14 protein-coding genes are annotated in these 20591 nt (G+C 67.4%); 9 read left to right on the top strand and 5 right to left on the bottom strand.

What is annotated here, in order from left to right; genetic code table 11:
* Window positions 1-36: 36 nt before the first annotated feature.
* Window positions 37-1707, top strand: coding sequence for a DUF87 domain-containing protein (locus tag EQZ23_RS12510; protein ID WP_128454802.1), 1671 nt, complete (start codon window positions 37-39; stop codon window positions 1705-1707).
* Between the two features lie 41 nt (window positions 1708-1748).
* Here EQZ23_RS12510 and EQZ23_RS12505 read toward each other — a convergent pair whose 3' ends face one another.
* The 4 genes from EQZ23_RS12505 to EQZ23_RS12490 form a co-directional block, all read right to left on the bottom strand.
* Entirely contained in the window at window positions 1749-3074 is a 1326-nt protein-coding gene (locus EQZ23_RS12505) for an MFS transporter (RefSeq protein WP_240663554.1), read from the bottom strand.
* A gap of 175 nt (window positions 3075-3249) precedes the next feature.
* Window positions 3250-5055 (bottom strand): alpha-amylase family glycosyl hydrolase, encoded by a 1806-nt coding sequence (locus EQZ23_RS12500; RefSeq protein ID WP_128454801.1) that lies wholly within the window; start codon window positions 5053-5055, stop codon window positions 3250-3252.
* Between the two features lie 14 nt (window positions 5056-5069).
* Window positions 5070-7568 carry a TonB-dependent receptor gene (locus EQZ23_RS12495; RefSeq protein ID WP_128454800.1) on the bottom strand — a complete coding sequence of 833 codons (2499 nt, stop codon included), beginning with the start codon at window positions 7566-7568 and terminating at the stop codon, window positions 5070-5072.
* A 99-nt stretch (window positions 7569-7667) separates the two neighbouring features.
* Window positions 7668-8651: a substrate-binding domain-containing protein gene (locus tag EQZ23_RS12490; RefSeq protein WP_128454799.1), complete on the bottom strand. Its 984-nt coding sequence runs from the start codon at window positions 8649-8651 to the stop codon at window positions 7668-7670.
* 205 nt (window positions 8652-8856) lie between these two features.
* Here EQZ23_RS12490 and EQZ23_RS12485 point away from each other — a divergent pair, with 205 nt between their 5' ends.
* From EQZ23_RS12485 to EQZ23_RS12475, 3 genes are read left to right on the top strand one after another with little or no spacing between them, the layout of a single operon-like run.
* Window positions 8857-11577 carry a TonB-dependent receptor gene (locus EQZ23_RS12485; protein WP_128454798.1) on the top strand — a complete coding sequence of 907 codons (2721 nt, stop codon included), beginning with the start codon at window positions 8857-8859 and terminating at the stop codon, window positions 11575-11577.
* A complete protein-coding gene (locus EQZ23_RS12480; RefSeq protein WP_128454797.1) occupies window positions 11577-12707 on the top strand; it encodes a Ca2+-dependent phosphoinositide-specific phospholipase C in 1131 nt (376 codons plus the stop codon). The genes EQZ23_RS12485 and EQZ23_RS12480 overlap by 1 nt, the downstream gene beginning before the upstream one ends.
* 1 nt (window position 12708) lies before the next feature.
* Window positions 12709-13893, top strand: coding sequence for a histidine-type phosphatase (locus EQZ23_RS12475; protein ID WP_128454796.1), 1185 nt, complete (start codon window positions 12709-12711; stop codon window positions 13891-13893).
* 23 nt (window positions 13894-13916) lie between these two features.
* Here EQZ23_RS12475 and EQZ23_RS12470 read toward each other — a convergent pair whose 3' ends face one another.
* Complete coding sequence (locus tag EQZ23_RS12470; RefSeq protein WP_128454795.1) at window positions 13917-15407, bottom strand: M23 family metallopeptidase; 1491 nt, start codon at window positions 15405-15407, stop codon at window positions 13917-13919.
* A gap of 199 nt (window positions 15408-15606) precedes the next feature.
* Here EQZ23_RS12470 and EQZ23_RS12465 point away from each other — a divergent pair, with 199 nt between their 5' ends.
* The 5 genes from EQZ23_RS12465 to EQZ23_RS12445 all read left to right on the top strand — a co-directional run bounded on the left by EQZ23_RS12465 (window position 15607) and on the right by EQZ23_RS12445 (window position 20538).
* A complete protein-coding gene (locus EQZ23_RS12465; protein WP_128454794.1) occupies window positions 15607-18099 on the top strand; it encodes a helicase-related protein in 2493 nt (830 codons plus the stop codon).
* A complete protein-coding gene (locus EQZ23_RS12460) occupies window positions 18092-18400 on the top strand; it encodes a S4 domain-containing protein (protein WP_240663553.1) in 309 nt (102 codons plus the stop codon). The genes EQZ23_RS12465 and EQZ23_RS12460 overlap by 8 nt, the downstream gene beginning before the upstream one ends.
* A gap of 252 nt (window positions 18401-18652) precedes the next feature.
* Window positions 18653-18994: a ferredoxin FdxA gene (gene fdxA, locus EQZ23_RS12455; protein ID WP_128454793.1), complete on the top strand. Its 342-nt coding sequence runs from the start codon at window positions 18653-18655 to the stop codon at window positions 18992-18994.
* A 205-nt stretch (window positions 18995-19199) separates the two neighbouring features.
* A complete protein-coding gene (locus tag EQZ23_RS12450; RefSeq protein WP_056018441.1) occupies window positions 19200-19733 on the top strand; it encodes a CarD family transcriptional regulator in 534 nt (177 codons plus the stop codon).
* Window positions 19734-20226: 493 nt separating this feature from the next.
* Window positions 20227-20538, top strand: a complete 312-nt coding sequence (locus EQZ23_RS12445; protein ID WP_128454792.1) for a hypothetical protein — start codon at window positions 20227-20229, stop codon at window positions 20536-20538.
* Window positions 20539-20591: the final 53 nt, after the last annotated feature.

Genomic DNA, 20591 nt, shown 5'->3' with positions numbered 1-20591 from the left:
CACGGTCGGGTTGGAATGACTGGGGATCTTGCCGGAATGAGCCAAATGCCGGGATCAGACGCGTTTGCGCGCGCAGTGTCGCTCGGCGGCAGTTTGCCCAGTGCGGATGCGGTTGCCGCACCGATCGGGGTCGTCTTCGCGATCGCCGGATCGAGCAGCCGCGTGTTGCTCGACCGCGCCTCGATCGGCGGGCTGCTCGACGACCCGGACCCTGTCGTCGTGGCGGCCGGCCAGGTCGGCAGCCAGGTCAAGATGCGGGTCGGCGGAACATGGCTGGTCGCCAATGTCCGCTCGTTGAAACTCGAGGACGCAGTGGGCACCTGCATCGCCGCCGAGATCGACTTTCTCGGCGAGGGCGACCAGGAGACGCTCACCGGCAAGCTCCATCGCTTCCGGCGTGGCGTCACCCGCTATCCGATGCCCGGCTGCGAGGTGTTTCCGATCACGACGTCGGACCTGCAACAGATCTACGCTGCCGACGACCGTGCCAACATCACGATCGGCACGGTCTATCCGACCGAGGACATCCCCGCGGCGCTGTACGTCGATGCCATGCTCGGCAAGCATTTCGCGCTCGTCGGGTCGACCGGCACGGGCAAGTCGACCGGCGCCGCGCTGATCCTCCACCGGATCTGCGAACTCGCGCCGCAGGGTCACATCGTGATGATCGACCCGCACGGCGAATATGCCGCCGCGTTCAAGGCGAACGGCGCGATCTACGACGTCTCGAACCTGCAGATGCCCTATTGGCTGATGAACTTCGAGGAGCATTGCGAGGTGTTCCTCACCAGCAGCGGTTCCGCGCGGCAGTTCGATGCGGATATCCTCGCCAAATGCCTGCTCGCCGCCAAAGCCAAGAGCCGCATCGGCCAGGAGATCGCAAAGCTGACGGTCGACGCACCGATCCCGTATCTGCTCAGCGACCTGACGGCGATCATCAACGCCGAGATGGGCAAGATGGACCGCGCCGGCGATACCGCGCCGTATCTCCGTCTCAAGACCAAGATCGACGAGATCAAGGCGGATCCGCGCTATGGCTTCATGTTCTCGGGGATGCTGGTCGCCGACACGATGGCGGGGTTCCTCGCGCGCATCTTCCGCCTGCCCGGGGACGGCAAGCCGATCTCGATCATCGACGTCTCGGGCGTGCCGTCGGAGATTACCTCGGTCGTCGTCGCGGTGCTCGCGCGAATGACGTTCGACTTCGCGATCTGGTCGCGCAACGAACCGCAGCGCCCGATCCTGCTCGTCTGCGAAGAGGCGCATCGCTATATTCCGGCGGGTCAGGAAACCAGCAGCGCAGTCGGTCGCATCCTCGGCCGGATCGCCAAGGAAGGCCGCAAATACGGCGTGTCGCTGGGCCTCATCACGCAGCGCCCGTCGGATTTGGCGGAAGGCGTACTGTCGCAGTGCGGCACGATCATCGCGATGCGCCTCAACAACGATCGCGACCAGGCGTTCGTCCGTGCGGCGATGCCCGAGGGTGCGCGCGGGTTTCTCGATTCCATCCCCGCGCTGCGCAACCGCGAATGCATCATCTGCGGAGAGGGCGTGACGATCCCGATCCGGGTCAGCTTCGACCGGCTGGAGGATGCGAAGCGGCCTGCGTCGAACGATCCGCTGTTCTCCGCGCTATGGCGCGACGTCGGCGGCGAAGATCAGATCATCGGGCGCACGATCCAGCGGTGGCGCGCCCAGGGAAAATAACGGCGGAAATAAAGGCGGGAACTTGCGGGGGATCTCGCAGGCTATTGCCGCGGCGGCATCGTCACGCGGGTCGTCGCGATCGCGCCCAGCACCATCAGCGCACCGCCGAGGTACAGGATATTGCGCGGTTCGCCGCCCAGCAGCGAGTGGTAGAATAGCGGCACCGTCAGGCTCTCGATGATCATCGGGATGACGATGAACATGTTGAAGATCCCCATGTACACGCCGTTGCGCTCGGGCGGGATCATGTCGATCAGCATGATGTACGGGTTGCCCATCATGCTCGCCCAGCCGATGCCGATGCCGAGCATCGCGACGAACAGCCCGGCTTCGGTGCCGATGCCGGGGATCGCGAGCATCGCCACGCCCGACGCGAGCAGGCACGCGGCATGCGCGCTCTTGGCGCCCCAGCGTCGCGCGAGCGGAACCAGCGCGATTGCCGCGACGAACGCGACCGCATTGTAGAACGCGCCCAGCTGGCCGACCGTCAGCACGGTGTCGCGAAATGCCTCGCTTTTGGCATCGGTCGTGCCGTGCAGCGACCGCGCGACCGCGAAGGTGATGAACTGCCAGTAGGCGAACATCGCATACCATTGGCACAGCATCGCCAGCGCCAACTGCCGCATCGGCCTCGGCATCTCGACGAGCGCGGTTTTCAGGTCGCGCAGCGTCCCGCCGAGCGTCAGCGGCTCCTTCGCCAGCCGCGCCTGCTCGTCGGCGGGCAGCGGCAGTTCGGGCACGCGCACGACCGACCAGACGATCGTCGCCAGCGACAGCACTGCGCCGATCAGGAACGCGATCCGGGTGATGTCGGGAATGCCGTTGGCATCGACCGCGTTCTTGCTGAAACCGATCCACACCAGCAGCGACGGCGCCAGGTACGACAAAGTCTGCGCGAGGCCGGTGAACGCCGACTGGGTCAGGAACCCGGCGGCGCGCTGATCGTCGGGCAGCCGGTCGCCGACATAGGCGCGGTACGGCTCCATCGTCACGTTGTTGGCGGCATCCAGCACCCACAACAGGCTCGCCGCCACCCACAGGCTCGGGCTGTACGGCATCGCCAGCAGGCACAGGCTGCACAGCACCGCACCGACCAGGAAATATGGCGTGCGTCGGCCGATCCGCGTCGAGGTCCGATCGCTCATCGCACCGATCAGCGGCTGGATGAGCAACCCGGTCACCGGCCCGGCGAGCCAGAGCAGCGGCATGCTGCCCTCGTCCGCGCCGAGATAGCCATAGATCGGCGCCATGTTCGCCTGTTGCAGCCCGAACGAGAATTGCAGCCCGAGGAACCCGAGGTTCATCTCGATCAACCGCATCAGCGACAGGCGGGGCTTGGTCATGAGGCCGAGGTTCATCATCGTCATGCCCCTTGTACAAGCCAGCAAGGCGCGGACCTATCGATCCTCCCCCGCCAGGGGGAGGTGGCTGGCCCTTGCCAGACGGAGGGGGAGGAAAGAGGAACCGCTGTTCTGTGTCCTCCCCCTCCGTCACCTTCGGCGACACCTCCCCCTTGCGGGGGAGGATTGTGAAATTGCACGATCATGCCGCCGGGCCTGCCCAGACGACGCCCCAAGGCTCGACGACAAGCGTGGCCCCGCAAGGTTGTTCGGACAAGCGATCCTGCCAGCCTGCCAAGCCATCGACTTGCACCGCAGCATCGGAGAAGTTCAGGAACACCCGGTCGCTACCACAGCCGATCCCGAGCAGGGCAGGAGAGCCCGTCGCGATCGCCGTCGGTGCGCCCGCACCGCCGCTCGCGATCCGCGCGGCACGCAAGGCTTCCAGATCGCCGCTGATCCTTCGTGCGGCAGTGCCGTCGACTGCCGCCCAGTCCATCTCCGGCCGGTGCAGCCAGCGGCCTTCGTGCGCGCGCTCGGGATCGGTCAGATAACTCGTGTCGTTCAGCAGCCCCGCTTCGTCACCCATGTATGTCGTCGCCAGCCCACCACTCGCGATCGACAGCGCATTCAGCAATGCGATGCGCCGAAACGCCATCTCCCGCGCCTCGTCATCCGCCGCCGCTTCCAGCCCGGCCAACGACGCCATCGTCCCGTTCGAGCCATGCAGCACCGAGCCGTCCGACTGGAACGGCGCGCCGCGCGCCCAGCTGCCGTCGCCGCCTTCCAGGAAGCGGGCCGCCGTCTTCAGCCGTACGACCGGATCCGGGTCGACCCCGGCGAGATCGCCGATCACCGCGCCCCAGCCGATATCGTCGTGGCAGCGCGCGTAGCTCAGCCAGTTCGCACCGCGGGGCAGGCCGCCGCTCGCCTCGCCGATCGCATGGGGCAGGGTGGCCGACTGTTCGGCCAGCGCGACCCAGCCCGCCACCATCAGCGAATTATTGTAGACCAGATGGCATTCGGGCTCGAACCCGCCACCCCAATCGGCCCCCTCGTCGGCCCCGAAATACGGCGGCACCAGCGCGGTCGGCACGATCGCCTCGGCCTTCAGCAGCGTCGCGGGCGCGACGATGTCGAGCGCAGCCCTGAGCGCCCGGACGATGAAATGCGCTTGCGGACGATTACGGCAATCGGTGCCGATCTGTTTCCACAGGAACGCGATCGAATCCAGCCGGAACGCCTCGAACCCGTGGTTCGCCAGCCGCAGCATCGTATCGACGATCGCGAGCATGACTTCGGGATTGGACCAGTTCAGATCCCACTGGAACGGATAGAAGGTCGTCCAGACCTGCCCGCCCATCGCCGGCACATGCGTAAAATTGCCCGGCGCGGTCGTCGGAAACACCTGCGGCAGGTCGGCCTCATAGGCCTGCGCCTCGTCCTCGCTCAGCACATGATAAAAGGCGCGGTAGTGCGGATCGCCGGCCAGCGCCGCCTTCGCCCAGGCATGATCGTCGGCCGTATGGTTGAGCGCCAGATCGACGCACAGGCTGATCCGCCCGTCGCGCAACCGCGCGGCAAGTCGCTCGACATCGGCCATCGACCCAAGCCGCGGCTCGATCGCAAGATAGTCCGCAACCGCAAACCCGCCATCGCTGTCGCCCGCGCGCGCCTTCAGCAACGCGAGCAGATGCAGATAGCGAACGCCCAGCGACTCCAGATGGTCGACCCGGTCGATCAGCCCGCCGACGGTCCCGGCGTACCGATCGACATAGGTCGAATAGCCCAGCATGTCGGGCGCGACGAACCAGTCGGGATCGCCCAGTCGCGCGTCGTCGAGCGCGACCATCGCCGCCGGCCGATCGGCCGCGCGCTCGCGAAGGATCGTCTCCATCCGCGGCCAGAGCACGGCCAGCCGGTCCGCGCCGTACAGCCGCTCAAGCTGGCGTTTGAGGCGGGGGGCGAGCGCGACGAGGCGCCGCTCGGTTTGAGACGACAAGGTCACGCTCACCCGCCCGATCAGAAGCCGACGCGAACCGCGGCGGAGATCGTCCGGCCGGTGATCGAGCGCGCCCGCACGATGCCGTTGGTCGGGATCGCGCCTTCCTCGGCCTCGGTGATGCCCTTCACGTCGAACAGGTTGTTGCCGTTCACCGACAGCGTCACGTTCTCCGCCGGACGGACCGACACGAACGCGTTGACCTGCGTGTAGCCGGGCATCTTGAGGACATTGTTGTCCTGCGCGAAGCTGTCGGTGGTGCCGATCACGTTCGCGCCGACGGTCAGCCGACCGACATCGACCTGCGGGGTGGCCTGGAAGATGAACTTGGCCTGGCGACGCGGGCGGTTGCCTTCGACCGCGGGGTTCAGGACATCCTTGGTGATCTCGGCATCGGTGTAGGTGCCGCCCGCCGACAGCGAGAACGGCCCGCGTGCGATCCGACCCTCGAGCTCGACGCCCTTGGCTTCATATTCGCGGTTGAAGAAGCGCTGCGTCGTGGCCTCGAAATTCTGCTCCTCGGTGCGTGCCCAGAAGCCGGTGGCGTAGAGCGAGAGGCCGTTCTGGCGGAACTTGAAGCCGCCTTCGAGCTGGCGGACGAAATCGACCGCGGCGCCCTGGTCGGTGAGGCCACCCGTCGTCGTGTCGATCGAGGGGCCGAACAACAGGCGATCGGCATTGGCGCGGCCGCCGCGGCTGTAGCGGGCGAACAGCGCGGTGGTGCCGGTCAGGCGATAGTTCGCGCCGCCCGAATAGGACAGATAATCGTAGTTGTAGTTCAGCGGCGACCGGACGTTCGGGATCACCGCGACCTGGCGCTCGGCGGCCGAGATCACGCCGTCGCCATTGATGTCGAAGCTCGTGATGCCGGTGCCGAAGCCCGCACCCAGATCGGCGCCGGCGACGCTGCCGCGAGCCCGACCGAAGTCGTAGCGCAGCGAACCGTCGATGTTGAAGCGGCCGATCTCCAGCCCCAGCTGTGCGAACGGCGCGTAGGTCGTGTAGTCGAGATCGTACGACCGGCGGCAGCAATTGCCGAAGCCTTGCGCCGAAAATCCCTGCTGGCCGCCCTGCGTCACCGGCACGCCGGCGGCGGTGCGGATGTCGACGAGTTCCGAACGCCCGTCATCGGCGACGGTCTGGACGAACGAGTTCCACAGCCAGTCGCTCTTGATGTCCTGGCGCGACGCATAGAAGCCGCCGGTGATCGCCAGCGTTCCCGAGCCCAGCGGCACCGAGCCGTTGAGGCGGATGTCGTTGGTGATATTGTTGAGGCTCTTCAGGTCGACGTCGAACAGCACGACGTTTGCGAGCAGGCCGTTGCCGTTGAGCGACGCCGGGTTGGCGATCCGCTGGCCCGCCTGCGATCCGCTTGCGTAGAACAGCTGCGCGCCCGCGCCGCCGATCGAGTTGGCGATCGTCTGTGCGGAGTCCACGGCGGATGGGAACGGCGAGGTGAAGCCGCCCGAGATGTCCGAATAGCGGAAGCGCTCGACGATGTTCCAGCCGTCGGCGACCGGGATCTGCGTCTCCAGCCCGGCCGAATAGACGACCGGATGCTGGCCGTCGGCGATCGAGCGCGTGGTCAGCTGGTTGTTGCCGTCGAGCGTCTGGACGGTGCGGATGTTGCCGCTGTGCAGCGTGCCGTTGTTGATCGAGAAGTTCGGCAGGTTGCGGTAGGTCGGATCGCTATTGGTGCCGGTCACCTGCACCGGGTTCGGCAGGTAGCCGATCGCGCGGTCGTCGAGATACTTGCCGTACAGCCGGACATAGCCGCCGTCGCCGAACGACTTGGTGATGTTCGCCTTGAACTGGCCGCCCTTGACGCCGTCATAGCCGACCTGTCGCTGGCCGTCGCCGATCCGGTAGAAGCCACCGAAATGATAGGTGAGGGTGTCGGACAGCTTGCCGCCCTGGTCGAAATCGACGCGGAACTCGCGGTAGTCGAGCCCGCTCGACAGCTGGAACGCGCCGCCTTCCTGCTCGCCGGTCTTCGAGATGAAGTTGATGACGCCGCCCGGCGAGTTCGAGGCGAAGGTCGAGGCCGATCCGCCGCGGACCGACTCGATCGTCCGGACGTTGAAATCGGCGCGCAGGAAATTGTCCGTGTTGCCGAAGGTGATGTCGCCGAATTCGAGGATCGGCAGGCCGTCCTCCTGCAACTGGAGAAACTTCGACCCGCCCGACGCGACCGGCAGGCCGCGCACCGAGATGTTCGCGTTGCCGTCGCCGCCAGACGCCTCGACGCGGATGCCGGGGAGGTTGCGGAGAAGCTCACCCGAGGTGCGCGGTGCAAGCTGGACCAGCGTGTCCGAGTTGATCGAGCTGGTCGTGATCGAGGTGTTGAGCCGGTTGGTGCCGCGCGCGACCGCGGTGACGACAATGTCGTCCTGCGGTGCGTCGGCAGCGGGAGCGGCGGCGGCTGCCGGGTCGACCTGCGGATCGGCGGTCTGGGCCGAGGCCGTGGTTGCGAACGAAGCGGCGGCGATGCCAGCCAGCAAAACGTGACGTACTCTCATGCGATCCTCCCTGCGGGCTGGCTTTCTGTGAAGCCAAGGATCGCCTCCTACTATTTCTGCAATCGATTGCAACAGGATTTTCACAATCGATTGCAGAGCTCATCCGGACTGTCGTGTAATCAACACGGGGGGGACGATCGCGGACTCGGCAGGCTCCCCGGCGATCCGTTTCAGCAGGCGATCGACCATGAGTTCGGCGCCGATTTCCAGGTCCTGGCGGATCGTCGTCAGCGACGGCGAGGTGTGGGCGGCGAGCGTCACGTCGTCATAGCCGACCACCGCGGTCTTGCCGGGAATATCGATCCCGGCCTCGGCCAGCGCGCGCAGGACGCTCATCGCCGCAACGTCCGATGCGGCAAAGATCGCATCCGGAACCGTGCCGCCGGCGAGGTGCTCCGCCATCGCGGCATGGACCGCTTCGGGCATCATCGGCGTCGTCAGCACGTCGTGCGCAACGCCCGCGTCACGTGCCGCCGCCGCGAACCCGGCCAGCCGGTCCGCGAATTCGGGCGGGGCAGGGTCGCCGACGAACAGGAGCCGCTGCCGGCCTTGCGCGATCAGATGCTCGGCCGCCATCCGACCGCCCGCGACATTGTCCGATCCGATCGTCAGATGATGCTGGTCCGGACGATGCGCGCCCCACACGACCAGCGGACGATAGCGTTGCGCCACCCGCTCGATCGCCGCGAACTGGTCCGACTGGCCGACCAGCAGCAGACCGTCGATCCGCCCGCTGTCGACCACGCGCTCCAGCCAGTCGTCGGCGGCGGGAATGACCCGCGACAACAGGATGTCATAGCCACGCTCGACCAGCAGATCGGCGAGAAACCCGAGCAGCGTCAGGAAGAACGGGTCGGTCAGATGTTGCGTCCGCGCGTGCCCCAGCGGCAGGACCAGCCCGATCGCCCCGGTGCTCTTCAGCCGCAGGTTGCGCGCGAGCTGGTTGGGCCGCACGTCATGCTCGCGCGCCAACGCCAGGATCCGCGCCTGCGTCTTGGCATTGACCGAGCTATGCCCCGCCAGCGCCCGCGATACCGTCGCGGTCGAGACGCCGGCGAGCACGGCCAGATCGGCCAGTTTCATTGCGATGGGTCAATCCTCGTCGTCGCGATACTGCTCTCCTTCGTACAATCGTCGCCCCGGGGCGGCAATCGCGGGCAGGATCGCGGTACGCGGTGTCCAAACATTGCGACGTGTAACACGAACGTCGCCGATCGTTCGCTGAAATGACGCTGACGAGACCTAGTGGCGCCGACGTGGCGACGGTGCCGCGAAGGGGTTTTATTCGATGCGTATGTTCAAGAGCCTGCTTCGGGCATCGGGTTCGCTGATCCTGGTATCGGGCGCGGTTGCGGCACAGGCGCAGGCGCAGGCGCAGGCGCAGGCCCCGGCGCAGGATCGCGTCGATCCGGCGACGCCGACGAGCGCAGGCTCCTCCGACAAGACCGGCGCGACGGCCACCGGCACCGACGAGAATGGCGAGATCGTCGTCACCGGCAGCTACGCGCGGAGCCTGCGCGCCGCGACCGAGACCAAGCGTCTCGCGGCGTACGGCGTCGACTCGATCAGCTCGACCGACATCGGCAAGTTCCCGACGCAGAACGTCGCCGAGGCGCTGCAGATGGTCCCCGGCGTGACGATCACGCGACCGCGCGGCGAGGGGCTGTATGTCAGCGTGCGCGGGCTGGGGCCGCAGTTCCAGACCACCCTGCTCAACGGCAGCCCGGTCGCGCTGAACGACCTGATCGAGAACGGCGGCGCGAACGGGCGTCAGTTCCGCTTCGAGATGCTGCCGGCCGAGTTCACGTCGAGCATCGATGTCGTGAAGACGCCGACCGCGAACATGACCGAGGGTGCGCTGGGCGGTAACATCGACGTGAAGACGTTCCACCCGCTCGATGTCGGCAACAAGACGACGGTCAATCTGCGCGGCACCTATACGAGCCAGACCGACAAGGTGAAGCCGAACGCGACGGTCATCACCAGCGCGACTAACGCCAGTGGCACGTTCGGCATCCTGGCCGGCGCGCAATATTGGCAAAAGGCGGTGCGGAACGATCGCTTCCTGAACTTCGGCTGGAACCTGGACAAGTTCACCGCGCCCGCCTCGGGCGGTCTCGCGACCGGCCTCTACACGCCGACGCGCACGCGCCCGACGATCGAGACCGAGGATCGCAAGCGGATCTCCGGCATGGTCTCCGCGCAGTGGAAGCCGAATGCCGAGTTCGAGACGACGCTCGACATTCTCGCGACCCGGCTCGACGTCGCCTATGACGAGTTCGGGCTCGACATCTATCCCGACGATGCGAGCGTCGCGGGGCATCGCCCGGTGATCGTCCCCGGCAGCGTGAAGCTCGACGGCGATACGGTGGTCGCCGCGACGATCAACGATGTGCGCTTCATGGCCTCGCGCGAATACAGCCTCAACCGCCACGACCTGCTCAACATCGGCCTGCGCCAGACCTGGGATTCGGATCGCTGGCACGCCTCGGGTACGGTCAACTGGTCGAGCGCGCACAGCTATCACCCGAGCTACGACGAGGGCACCGTGCGCAGCCGGGCGATGTTCTTCGCGCCGCTGACCTATGACGCGTCGGCGGGCTACAAGGTGATCCCGACCTTCACGACGACGACCGACGCGACCAATCCGGCGAACTACCAGCTGTACCAGTTCAACATCGCCCCCAAGGACAGCAAGGACTGGGATTTCTACACGCGCGCCGATGTCGCGCATGATTTCGACGGGTTCGTCACCAAGCTGGCGGCGGGCGGCGAATATCACTGGCGCAAGCGCGACTATTTCCGCCGCGACTTCAACGTCAATCCAGCCGCCAACACGCCGCTGTCGACGCTCGGGTCGGGCGCGTACGAGCAATTGCCGTACGACGATTTCCTGAAAGGCGTGTCGGGCAACACGCTGCGCCAGTTCCTGGTGCCGGTCACCCAGGCCTATCTCGATGCGTTCTTCACCCCTGCGGTGCAGAATTCGCCGCTGACCGCGGGCGATCTGCGCTCGTCGTTCGTCGTGAAGGAGAAGATCTGGGGGGCGTATGCGCGCGCCGACTACGGCTTCGACGTCGGCGCAGTGCCGGTCACCGGCAATGTCGGCGTGCGCTATGTCCACACCGATCAGGTCGCGAGCGGTACGTTGACGACGGGCAGCGTGGCGACGCCGGCAAGCTTTCCCAAGACGTTCAACAACTGGCTGCCGAGCTTCAACCTGCGCGCCGAACTGTCGCATGATCTGGTCGGTCGCCTCGCCGCGAGCCGCGTGCTGACCCGGCCGAACGTCACCGACAGCGCACCGCGGATCACCGTATCGACCGACGCGCCGACCGCGGGCGGCGGCAATCCGCAGCTGGTGCCGTTCCTGGCCACGCAGTTCGACGGGTCGCTCGAATGGTATTTCAACCGTGCGGGTTCGCTGACGGGCGCGGTGTTCTACAAGGCGATGGACGATTACATCACGCAGCAGAACGTCAATATCGACATCCCCGGCCGCGGCACCGTGCTGCTGTCGACGCAGGTCAACGGCGGCGATGCGAAGGTGTACGGCGTCGAGGCGGCGTACAACCAGGTCTTCACCTTCCTGCCCGCGCCGTTCGACGGGCTCGGCGTCCAGGCGTCCTATACGCACACCTCGGTCAAGGCGAGCTACACCGCGGGCGCACGGCCGATCCGCGACGAACTGATCGGCCTGTCGAAGAACAGCGCCAACCTCACCGGCTTCTACGAAAAGGGGCCGATCTCGACGCGGCTCTCCTACGTCTGGCGCGACCGGTATCTGTCGGGCACCGGCAGCACCACGCAGGCGCCGGTCTACACCGCGCCGTTCGGATCGCTCGACGGCAATATCTCGGTCAAGGCGAGCGACCGGGTGACGGTCAGCCTGGAGGGCATCAACCTGTCGGGCGCGCACCTCTACACCTACAATGACGACGAAAACCGCTTCGGCGAGATCAACTATTGGGGCCGAACGATTTTGTTCGGCGTGCGGGCAGAATTCTGATGCGGACCCTCATACTCGCAACGCTGGTGGCTGGCCTGTCGATCGGTGGCTCGACCCAGGCCGCCAGGCTAGACCGTGCACCGGGGCAGGGGCAGGGGCCGGCGCGGATGAACGACATCCAGGTCGTCGGTTCGCACAACAGCTTCAAGGCAAAGATCCCGGATGCGGTGATGGCCGAACTGCGACGGCGCGATCCGAAGACCGCGGCGGCGCTCGATTATTATCATCTGCCGCTGGCCGCGCAGCTCGATCGCGGCGTGCGGCAGTTGGAGATCGACATCTTCGCCGATCCGAACGGCGGGCGCTATGCCGATCCGAAGGGCGAACGGCTCGCTCGGGCCGCCAGCGAGAAGACCGCGTTCGATCGCGCGGCGATGCTGCGGCCGGGGTACAAGGTGTTCCACGTTCCCGACATCGACTATATCTCGACCTGCGTGACGTTGCAGCGCTGCCTCGGCGCGGTGAATGCTTGGTCGCAGGCGCACCCGCGGCATCTGCCGATCATGGTCACGATCAACGCCGCCGATACGCAGGCCTCCGCGCAGGTCGCGGCGCCGTTGCCGCTCGACGATAGCGCGCTGCTCGACTCGCTCGATCGCGAAATCCGGCAGGCGATACCGGGGCGGCGGCTGATCGTGCCGGACGAGGTGCGGGGCAATGCCGCGACGCTGGCGGCGGCCGTACGCGGCAAGGGCTGGCCGACGCTGGCGGCAGCGCGCGGTCGGATCTACGTCCTGCTCGACGTTCGTCCGGCCGTCTCTAACGTCTATCGCGCGGGCCATCCGTCGTTGCGGGGCCGGGCGATGTTCGGCTGGTATCCCGACGGCGAGCCCGAAAGCGCGATCCAGATCGTCCAGGATCCGCTGGTCGACGGTGCCCGCATCCGCGACTGGGTAGAGGCCGGCGTGATCGTCCGGACGCGGACCGACGCCAACACCGTCGAAGCGCGCACGCACGACAGGACCAAGGCGAAGGCGGCGGCAGACAGCGGCGCGCAGGCGGTCAGCACCGATTATTATCCGGGCGCCCCCGATCCACAGAAGTTCGGCTTCGCGGTGACCCTCCCCGATGGGGCGATGGCGCGGTGCAATCCGGTGCTGGTCGCGGCACCGTGCACGGTGGAGCCCTGAGATGCGTTTGAGAAGCCTGCTGGTCGGACTGGCGATCGCCGGCAGCGCGGCGATGCCGGTCCGCGCCAGCCTCGTGACCGAACGCGCGGTGCTGGTGATGCGGCACGGCATTCGCGCGCCGCTGCCTGGGGAAGTCCCCGCCGGCACGCGCACCGCCTCGCCCTGGCCACGATGGGCCGTCGCCGACAGCCGGGTGACACCGCACGGCGTTCGGGCGCTGGAGATCGTCGCGGCAGAGGACCGTAAATGGCTGGCGGCACGCGGCCTGTTTGCGGCGAAGGGATGCCCGAGCACCGGCACGTTACGGATCGCCAGCAACAGTTCGGATCGCACCATCGTCAGCGGCGAAGCCTATGCGCCGGGGTTTGCGCCGGGCTGCGGCCTGCACGTCGAGCACCGGGCGCCGGGCGTGGTCGATCCGATGTTCGAACCGCTCCGCGCGCATGCGACCGCGTTCGATGCGACCAAGGCGATCGCCGATATCGACCGCGCGACCGGGGGCATGCCTGCGCTCGTTCGCCGGCACCACGACGCGATCGCTCTGCTCGATCGCGTGCTGGGTTGCGGCGGCGGATGCGTGCCGTCGGGACCGGCGCGGATCGTATCCGATGACGGTGGTCACGGCATCGCGCTCGACGGGGCGATCCGCGGCACGTCCGGCGTCGCGCAGGTATTGCTGCTCCAGTATCTCGAAGGCCTGCCCGCGCGCGACGTCGGCTGGGGACGCGCCGACGCTCCGACGTTGAAACGGCTTGGGGCGCTGCATGCGGCCTTGTTCGCGGTGTTCGCCAGGCCGCCCTACATGGCGGCGCACCAGTCTTCGGTGATCGGGCGACGGGTGATCCGGTCGCTGCACGACGGTCCGCGGCTCGATGTGCTGATGGGCCACGACACCAACGTCGCCGCGCTGGTGGCTGCGCTCGGGGTCGATCTCGTCACGCCGGGCTATGCGACCAACGACGTTCCGCCGGGCGGCGCGCTGCTGTTCGAGCGGCTTCGCGATACGCGCACCGGACAGACGTTCGTGCGGGTATCCTATCGCACGCAGTCGCCGGCCGTTTTGCGTGCCGGCGGGCATGCCGTGACGATCACGCCGCTGCGGGTGACTGGCTGCGCACGGACACTCTGCCCGGCGGCGATCTTCACCCGGTCGCTCGAACGACGCCTTGCCCCCATCCGGAACTGATCGCCAGGCCGGGTCCGACCTCGCTACCCGCCGACCCGTACCGCGAGCAGCTGCGCGACCTTTGCCTTGAACGCGCGCAGCTTCGCGCCGGACAGTTGCGCGACGCTGGCGAACGAGACCGAGCGCGGGTTGATCGCGCCGCCGTTCTTCCACACTTCCCAGTGCAGATGCGGGCCGGTCGACATGCCGGTCGAGCCTATATAGCCGATCACCTGACCCTGCCGGACCCGCGTACCGGACGACACCGCGATCCGGCTCATATGGCCATAGCCGCTCGCCAGGCCGCCGCCGTGGACCAGCTTGACGAAATTGCCATAGCCGCCGGTCCGCCCCGCGAACGCGACCCTGCCGTCGGTCATCGCGTGGATCGGCGCACCATAGGGCGCGCCGATGTCGAGGCCCTTGTGCATCCGCGTGAAGCCCAGCAGCGGGTGCGTCCTGAGCCCGAAGCTCGAGGTGATTCGCCCGATTACCGGCATGCCCGATACCGCGCGGCGTTCGGTCTGGCCGTTCGCGTCGAACCAGCCGCCGTGGCTCGCATCGTCGTCGACGTTCGCGGCATCGGGGGCGAACCGTACGAGCTGCACCTTGCGGCGACCCTGGTCGATCCCGGCGAACAGCAGGTCGCCGATCCGGGTCTCGCCGGTCGCCGCGCGTTCGCGCTGGACGATCAGGTCGAAACTGTCAGAGGCGGTCACGTCGCGACCGATCGACAGCCGGGTCGAGATCGCCTTGATGAACGACTCCACCGCCTTCGCCGGAACACCCGCCGCCCGGGCGGAGCGATACAGGCTCGAGCCGACGAGTCCCTGGATTCGCAGCGGCGTCGAGTCGATCGCGATCGGCTTGCGATTGACCGTCAGCCCACCGGCACCGCGGGCGAGCGACAACGCCAGATCGAACCGCGCGCGGAAATCGAGCTTTTCCAGCGGGCGTGCGACCGTACGGTCCGCCCGCCGCCCCAGCGTCAGCGCGATCCGCGTGCCTGCCGGGATCGCCGTGGGATCGACCGATTGCGCGACCAGCGCTGCCGCCGCCTCGGCATCGTTGCGGGCGACTCCTGCGCGGATCAGCACGCGGTCGAAACTGTCGCCGTCGCCGAGCGTCGCGGACAGGTCGACGCTCGGCCGCTCGGGTACTTCGGCAAGCGGGGCGACGAGATCGTTCGCCGCCATCCGCCGCCCCGTCGTCGCCCCCTGCGCCAGCGGCGCGATGCCCTGCGCCCGGGTCTCCTCCCACTCGGCGCCGGCGAGCGGCGTCGGCACCGCGCCGACCAGCGGCCTCATGCCGGGCGACAATGTCCAGGTCGCCGCACACAGCGCGGTGCAGGTCGCGAGCCCGCGCCACCAGTCGAGACTGCCGATCCGCGCGCCGAGATCGGGCACCCAGTCGATCCGCGTCGCCCGGTCGTGCAACAGCGCACGGGTCGACGGGGTCAGCGTCGGCGCGGAAGCGCGACCGAACCCCGCCGTGGCGCTCGCCAGTTCGAAGCCCTGATCGTTACGAAGATACACGCACGGCACGCCCCGATGGTGCCGGTCCCCCCGGCGTCAGGCGGTGGTTGTGGTCGCTACATGCTAAAGTCAAATTAACCGGTGGGTATGAAGCGCGCGGATTGCGGCGAGATGTGCCGCTCCGGCGGCAGGGTGTTAATACCGACGAAACTCTTCGCAGGTCATTGCGCAGGCAGGCTTTACCCCCGATGTTGCTGGCATGAACGACGGCGCGAACGACGGGATCACGGCGGTTCTCGGCCCGACCAACACCGGCAAGACGCACCTCGCGATTGAGCGGATGTGCGCGCACTCCAGCGGCATGATCGGCTTTCCGCTGCGCTTGCTCGCCCGCGAGGTCTATGACCGGGTGGTCGCGATCAAGGGTGCCAACCGCGTTGCGCTGGTGACCGGTGAGGAAAAGATCGTCCCCCCCGATGCGCGCTGGTTCCTCTGCACCGCCGAGTCGATGCCGGACCGCGACGTTGCCTTTGTCGGCATCGACGAGGCGCAACTGGGCGCAGACCCGGAGCGCGGGCACGTTTTCACCGACCGCCTGCTCCGCGCGCGCGGCCGCGAGGAGACGATGATCCTCGGCTCCGAAGCGCTCCGCCCGATGATCAAGAAACTGGTCCCCGGCGCGGAGATCGTCAACCGGCCGCGCTTTTCGACGCTTACCTATGCAGGCGCGAAGAAGATCAGCCGCCTGCCGAAGCGCTCGGCGATCGTCGCGTTCTCGGCCGAGGAGGTCTACGCGGTCGCCGAGATGCTGCGGCGCCTGCGCGGCGGCGCGGCGGTGGTGATGGGCGCGCTCTCCCCGCGGACCCGCAACGCGCAGGTCGCGATGTTCCAGGCGGGCGAGGTCGATTATCTGGTCGCCACCGACGCGATCGGGATGGGGCTGAACATGGACGTCGCGCATGTCGCGTTCGCCAGCCTCAACAAGTTCGACGGCAAGCGCCAGCGCCGCCTGACGGTTGCCGAGATGGCGCAGATCGCCGGTCGCGCCGGGCGTCACCAGCGCGACGGCACGTTCGGCGCGCTGTCCGACGACGGCCCCGGCGCGTTCCTCCCCGAGGAAGTGCTGGCGATCGAGGAGCACCGCTTTCCCCGCCTCGAGAACCTCTATTGGCGGCAGGGTGAACCCGATTTCACCAGCATCGACGCGCTGGTCGCGAGCCTCGAAGCGCGCCCTCCCGCCGGCGTCCTGCGCGCCGCGCCCCAGTCGCTCGATCTCGGCGTGCTGAAGCGCTTGGCCGAAGAGGGCTGGGTCCGCCAGCGCGCACGGCATCCGGCGATGGTCGCGCGGCTCTGGGCGGCGTGCGGCGTCCCCGATTTCCGCAAAGTCGGCCTCGATCCGCATGCGCGCTTCGTCTCGCGGGTGTTCGGGCATCTGAGCGAAGGGCGCGGGCATATCCCGCACCAGTGGTTCGCCGACGAGATCGCGCGGCTCGATACGGTGGCGGGCGACGTGCCGGTGATCGCCGGTCGGATCGCCGCCGCGCGCATCTGGGCATATATCGCGCAACGTGCTGACTGGCTGGCCGAGCCCACGCTCTGGGCCGCGCGCACTGCTGCGCTCGAGGAACGCCTGTCGGACGCGCTCCACGCCAGCCTGACGCAGCGCTTCGTCGACAAGCGCACGACCGCGCTGATGCGCCAGATCGGGGCCGATGCCGGCGCGCTGCCGGTGGTGATCGGCCCCGAGGGCGAGGTGATGGTCGAGGATCATCCGATCGGTCGCCTCGACGGCTTCCGCTTCACCGTCGCCGCCGACGCCCGCGCGAGCGACAAGCGCCTGTTGCTCGCCGCCGCGGAGAAGCGCCTCGTCGGCGAACGCTCGCGCCGCGGCCAGTCGTTGGTCGATGCGGCCGACGCGGACATCGCGCTCGACGATACGGCGCAGATCGTCTGGGGTGGCCATCCGGTCGCCAGGCTCGGCGCAGGACCGTCGTTCGCGCGTCCGCGTCTGCTGCTCGACCGCGCGCTCGACTGCCTCGACAAACCTGCGCGCGACAAGATCGAGGCACGGCTGGCGGCCTGGCTCGACGCGATGCTAAAGCGCCGGCTCGGCGTCCTGGTCCAGCTCGCCGAGCTCAGCCGCGATCCGACCGTCACCCCGGCGTTCCGCGCGGTCGCCAGCGCGATCGAGGAGGCCGGCGGGATCCTGCCGCGGCTGCCGATGCGCCTCGCGCTCGACGCGATCGACCCGGACGAACGCAAGCGGTTGCGCAAGGTCGGCATCACGGTCGGCGCGCTCGACCTGTTCGACCCGCGGTTGCTCAAGCCCGAGTCCGCGCGCTGGCGCCGGATTCTCGCCGGTGTGCGCGGCACGATGATCGCCGCCCCCCGCGACGGCGCCACCGTGCTCCCCCGCGGCACTGAGGGCGCGACGCTCGAGGCGGGCTACCGTCCGCTCGGCCTGCAGGCCGTCCGCGTCGACCTGATCGAACGAATCGCCCGCGCCGCACACGATTCGCGCCAGGGCCGCACGCCGTTCGCGCCCGACCCCGCGCTCGCGACCTCGATGGGGGTCGACCCCGCCTCGCTGGAGCGGCTGATGGCCGAACTCGGCTTCAAGGCGCTGGCGGGCGATACGCCGCGCTGGGTCTGGCGCGGTCGGCCGCCCGCCAGGCCAGCCCCCGTCGTGCCGATCGATCCGTCCCGCCAGAACGCCTTTGCCGGGCTCGCCGCACTGGTTCGGCATGGTTGAAGGCGCGATGCGGATCGACCGGTTCCTGTGGTTCGTACGGCTCGCGAAAAGCCGCAGCGCCGCGCAGGCGATCGCCGAGAAGGGCCGGCTCCGTATCGATGGCCGCGCGATCGATCGCGCGCATTGCCCGGTACGGATCGGCAACGTCCTTACCTTCGCCGCCAACGACGAAGTCCGCGTGATCCGTATCGAGGCGCTCCCTTCGCGCCGCGGCCCCGCCCCCGAGGCGCAGGCCTGCTACCAGGACCTGATCGCCGGCAAGACGCCCGCCGGCACGGTCCGCGACCCCGCCTCAGAATGATCTGATCCTCCCCCGCTAGGGGGAGGTGGATGGCACTTGCCAGACGGAAGGAGAGGACGCGGAACGTCGGCCATCGCTTACCTCCCCCTCCGTCACCTTCGGCGCCACCTCCCCCTAGCGGGGGAGGACAAGAGGGGGCTGATAGCCTGATAACGTGTCGCAGAAGGCCAGCTATGATTGACGCGACGGGCCTGCGCGCATAGTCGCTGGCGCGTTCGTCGCCGGGAAGGAATCCGGCCCAGGAGTTCTGCAATGACCTACGTCGTCACCGATGCCTGCATCCGCTGCAAGTACATGGACTGCGTGGAAGTGTGCCCCGTGGATTGCTTCTACGAAGGCGAGAACATGCTGGTGATCAATCCCAGCGAATGCATCGATTGCGGCGTGTGCGAGCCGGAATGCCCCGCCGAAGCGATCCTGCCCGACACCGAGAGCGGGCTGGAGCAGTGGCTCGAGCTGAACACGACCTTCTCGGCGCAATGGCCCAACGTCACGCGCAACGACAACCAGACGCCGCCGGATGCCGACTCCATGAAGGGTGTCGAGGGCAAGTTCGACAAGTTTTTCTCGCCCGAGCCCGGCGCAGGCGACTGATCCGGCATGGCTTTGTCCCAATGGGGCAAGCCGCCTGCCATGTTCGGCTGGTAATTTTGTTGCAAAGCTGCTATTGGGTCCGCGACGGGCGCGATGACGGATGTCGTGCGCCTGGCGTGAGTTAGACCTATCCCTCCCCCCGATGCAGCAGCGACGAGTCCTTCGTCGAGGCGTCGCGTGGAGGCCTGATCCGGAAAGGCCCCAAATGGCTGCCAAGGCACTGTCCTTCGATGTCGGTGATTTCGTCGTTTACCCAAAGCACGGGGTCGGCCGTGTGATCGAGCTCCAGCGCTCGGAAATCGCCGGCATGACACTGGAACTCTACGTCCTCCGCTTCGAGAAGGAGCGCATGACGCTCCGCGTCCCGACCAACAAGGCGGAAAGCGTCGGCATGCGCAAGCTGTCGTCGGACAAGACCATGCGCGAGGCGATGGACACGCTCAAGGGCAAGCCCAAGGTCAAGCGCACCATGTGGTCGCGCCGTGCGCAGGAATATGAAGCGAAGATCAACTCGGGCGACCTCGTGTCGATCGCCGAAGTGGTCCGCGACCTGTTCCGTGCCGACGACCAGCCCGAGCAGAGCTATTCCGAGCGCCAGATCTTCGAAGGCGCGACCAGCCGTCTCGCCCGCGAGCTCGCCGCGATGGAAGAGATTGACGAGCCCAAGGCGCAGGAGAAGATCCTCGACATCCTCCGCGCCGCGGCCGCGATCTACAACAAGGACAAGGTGCCGGCGTAACGCCTGGGTAGCTTGACGAGACGAAAGGGCGGTCCTGCGGGGCCGCCCTTTTTCGTTTTGCACCGAAATCAACGATCCTCCCGCGTCAGGGGGGCGCCGAAGGCGACGGGGGGGAAGGACACGGAACCTATGTTGCCCTTACCGCCCCCTCCGTCTGGCAAGCGCCAGCCACCTCCCCCTGGCGGGGGAGGATTGAAAGGTGGTGCCCCTCCACGACCATCCCGTCCTTCGCGGGGCTGGTGCAAGTACCTCAAGTATATCTTGCGATCAGCTTCGTTGATTCCGCTAATCTGAACGTAAGCTTGTCATCGATGAAGAATGCGACCGGCAGGATCGTTACAGGCAAAATTCAGTCGCAGACTCCATCGTCGGACAAGTCTCGCCTACCGGCTGAACGTCTCGCCGGACGGAGCGACCGTCTTGCCGGATATCGATTGTCATTGCCCCGACTCTCCGCTGACTGACCCCATCCATGTTTGGAAAGGTTAAGTCTATGCGTACGAATCTCCCGAAATACCCGACGGTCGCCCTGATCCTCATCGCCGGGGTCGGCCTGAGCGGTTGCGCCACGAAGGGCTTCGTCCGGGATCAGATCGCGGTGGTCAACACGCGGATCGACGGCATGGACGGCCGCCTGCGGACCGTCGAAGGCACGTCAGGCCAGGCGCTTGCCCAGGCTCAGGCGGCAGCCGGTCAGTCGCAGCAGAACGGCCAGCGCATCGATCAGCTCAACGGCCGCGTCGATGGCCTCGACCAGCAGATGCAGATGCAGGCCCAGCAGCGCCAGCGCAAGCCGCGCGGCTAAGCCATCCTCGCTAACGTCAATATCGACGGCCAGCCTCGCCGGACACTGTCCGC

It is taken from the genome of Sphingomonas sp. UV9 (assembly GCF_004101245.1).
In the GTDB taxonomy this organism is placed as follows: Bacteria; Pseudomonadota; Alphaproteobacteria; order Sphingomonadales; family Sphingomonadaceae; genus Sphingomonas.
This window is presented reverse-complemented; position numbering and strand designations above follow the sequence as displayed.

Excerpts from the sequence above, each read along its gene's own strand:
- EQZ23_RS12510 (WP_128454802.1), top strand. The coding sequence starts at position 37 with ATGAGCCAAATGCCGGGATCAGACGCGTTTGCGCGCGCAGTGTCGCTC.
- EQZ23_RS12505 (WP_240663554.1), bottom strand. The coding sequence starts at position 3,074 with ATGACGATGATGAACCTCGGCCTCATGACCAAGCCCCGCCTGTCGCTG.
- EQZ23_RS12495 (WP_128454800.1), bottom strand. The coding sequence starts at position 7,568 with ATGAGAGTACGTCACGTTTTGCTGGCTGGCATCGCCGCCGCTTCGTTC.
- EQZ23_RS12490 (WP_128454799.1), bottom strand. The coding sequence starts at position 8,651 with ATGAAACTGGCCGATCTGGCCGTGCTCGCCGGCGTCTCGACCGCGACG.
- EQZ23_RS12485 (WP_128454798.1), top strand. The coding sequence starts at position 8,857 with ATGCGTATGTTCAAGAGCCTGCTTCGGGCATCGGGTTCGCTGATCCTG.
- EQZ23_RS12480 (WP_128454797.1), top strand. The coding sequence starts at position 11,577 with ATGCGGACCCTCATACTCGCAACGCTGGTGGCTGGCCTGTCGATCGGT.
- EQZ23_RS12475 (WP_128454796.1), top strand. The coding sequence starts at position 12,709 with ATGCGTTTGAGAAGCCTGCTGGTCGGACTGGCGATCGCCGGCAGCGCG.
- EQZ23_RS12465 (WP_128454794.1), top strand. The coding sequence starts at position 15,607 with ATGAACGACGGCGCGAACGACGGGATCACGGCGGTTCTCGGCCCGACC.
- EQZ23_RS12460 (WP_240663553.1), top strand. The coding sequence starts at position 18,092 with ATGGTTGAAGGCGCGATGCGGATCGACCGGTTCCTGTGGTTCGTACGG.
- fdxA (WP_128454793.1), top strand. The coding sequence starts at position 18,653 with ATGACCTACGTCGTCACCGATGCCTGCATCCGCTGCAAGTACATGGAC.
- EQZ23_RS12450 (WP_056018441.1), top strand. The coding sequence starts at position 19,200 with ATGGCTGCCAAGGCACTGTCCTTCGATGTCGGTGATTTCGTCGTTTAC.
- EQZ23_RS12445 (WP_128454792.1), top strand. The coding sequence starts at position 20,227 with ATGCGTACGAATCTCCCGAAATACCCGACGGTCGCCCTGATCCTCATC.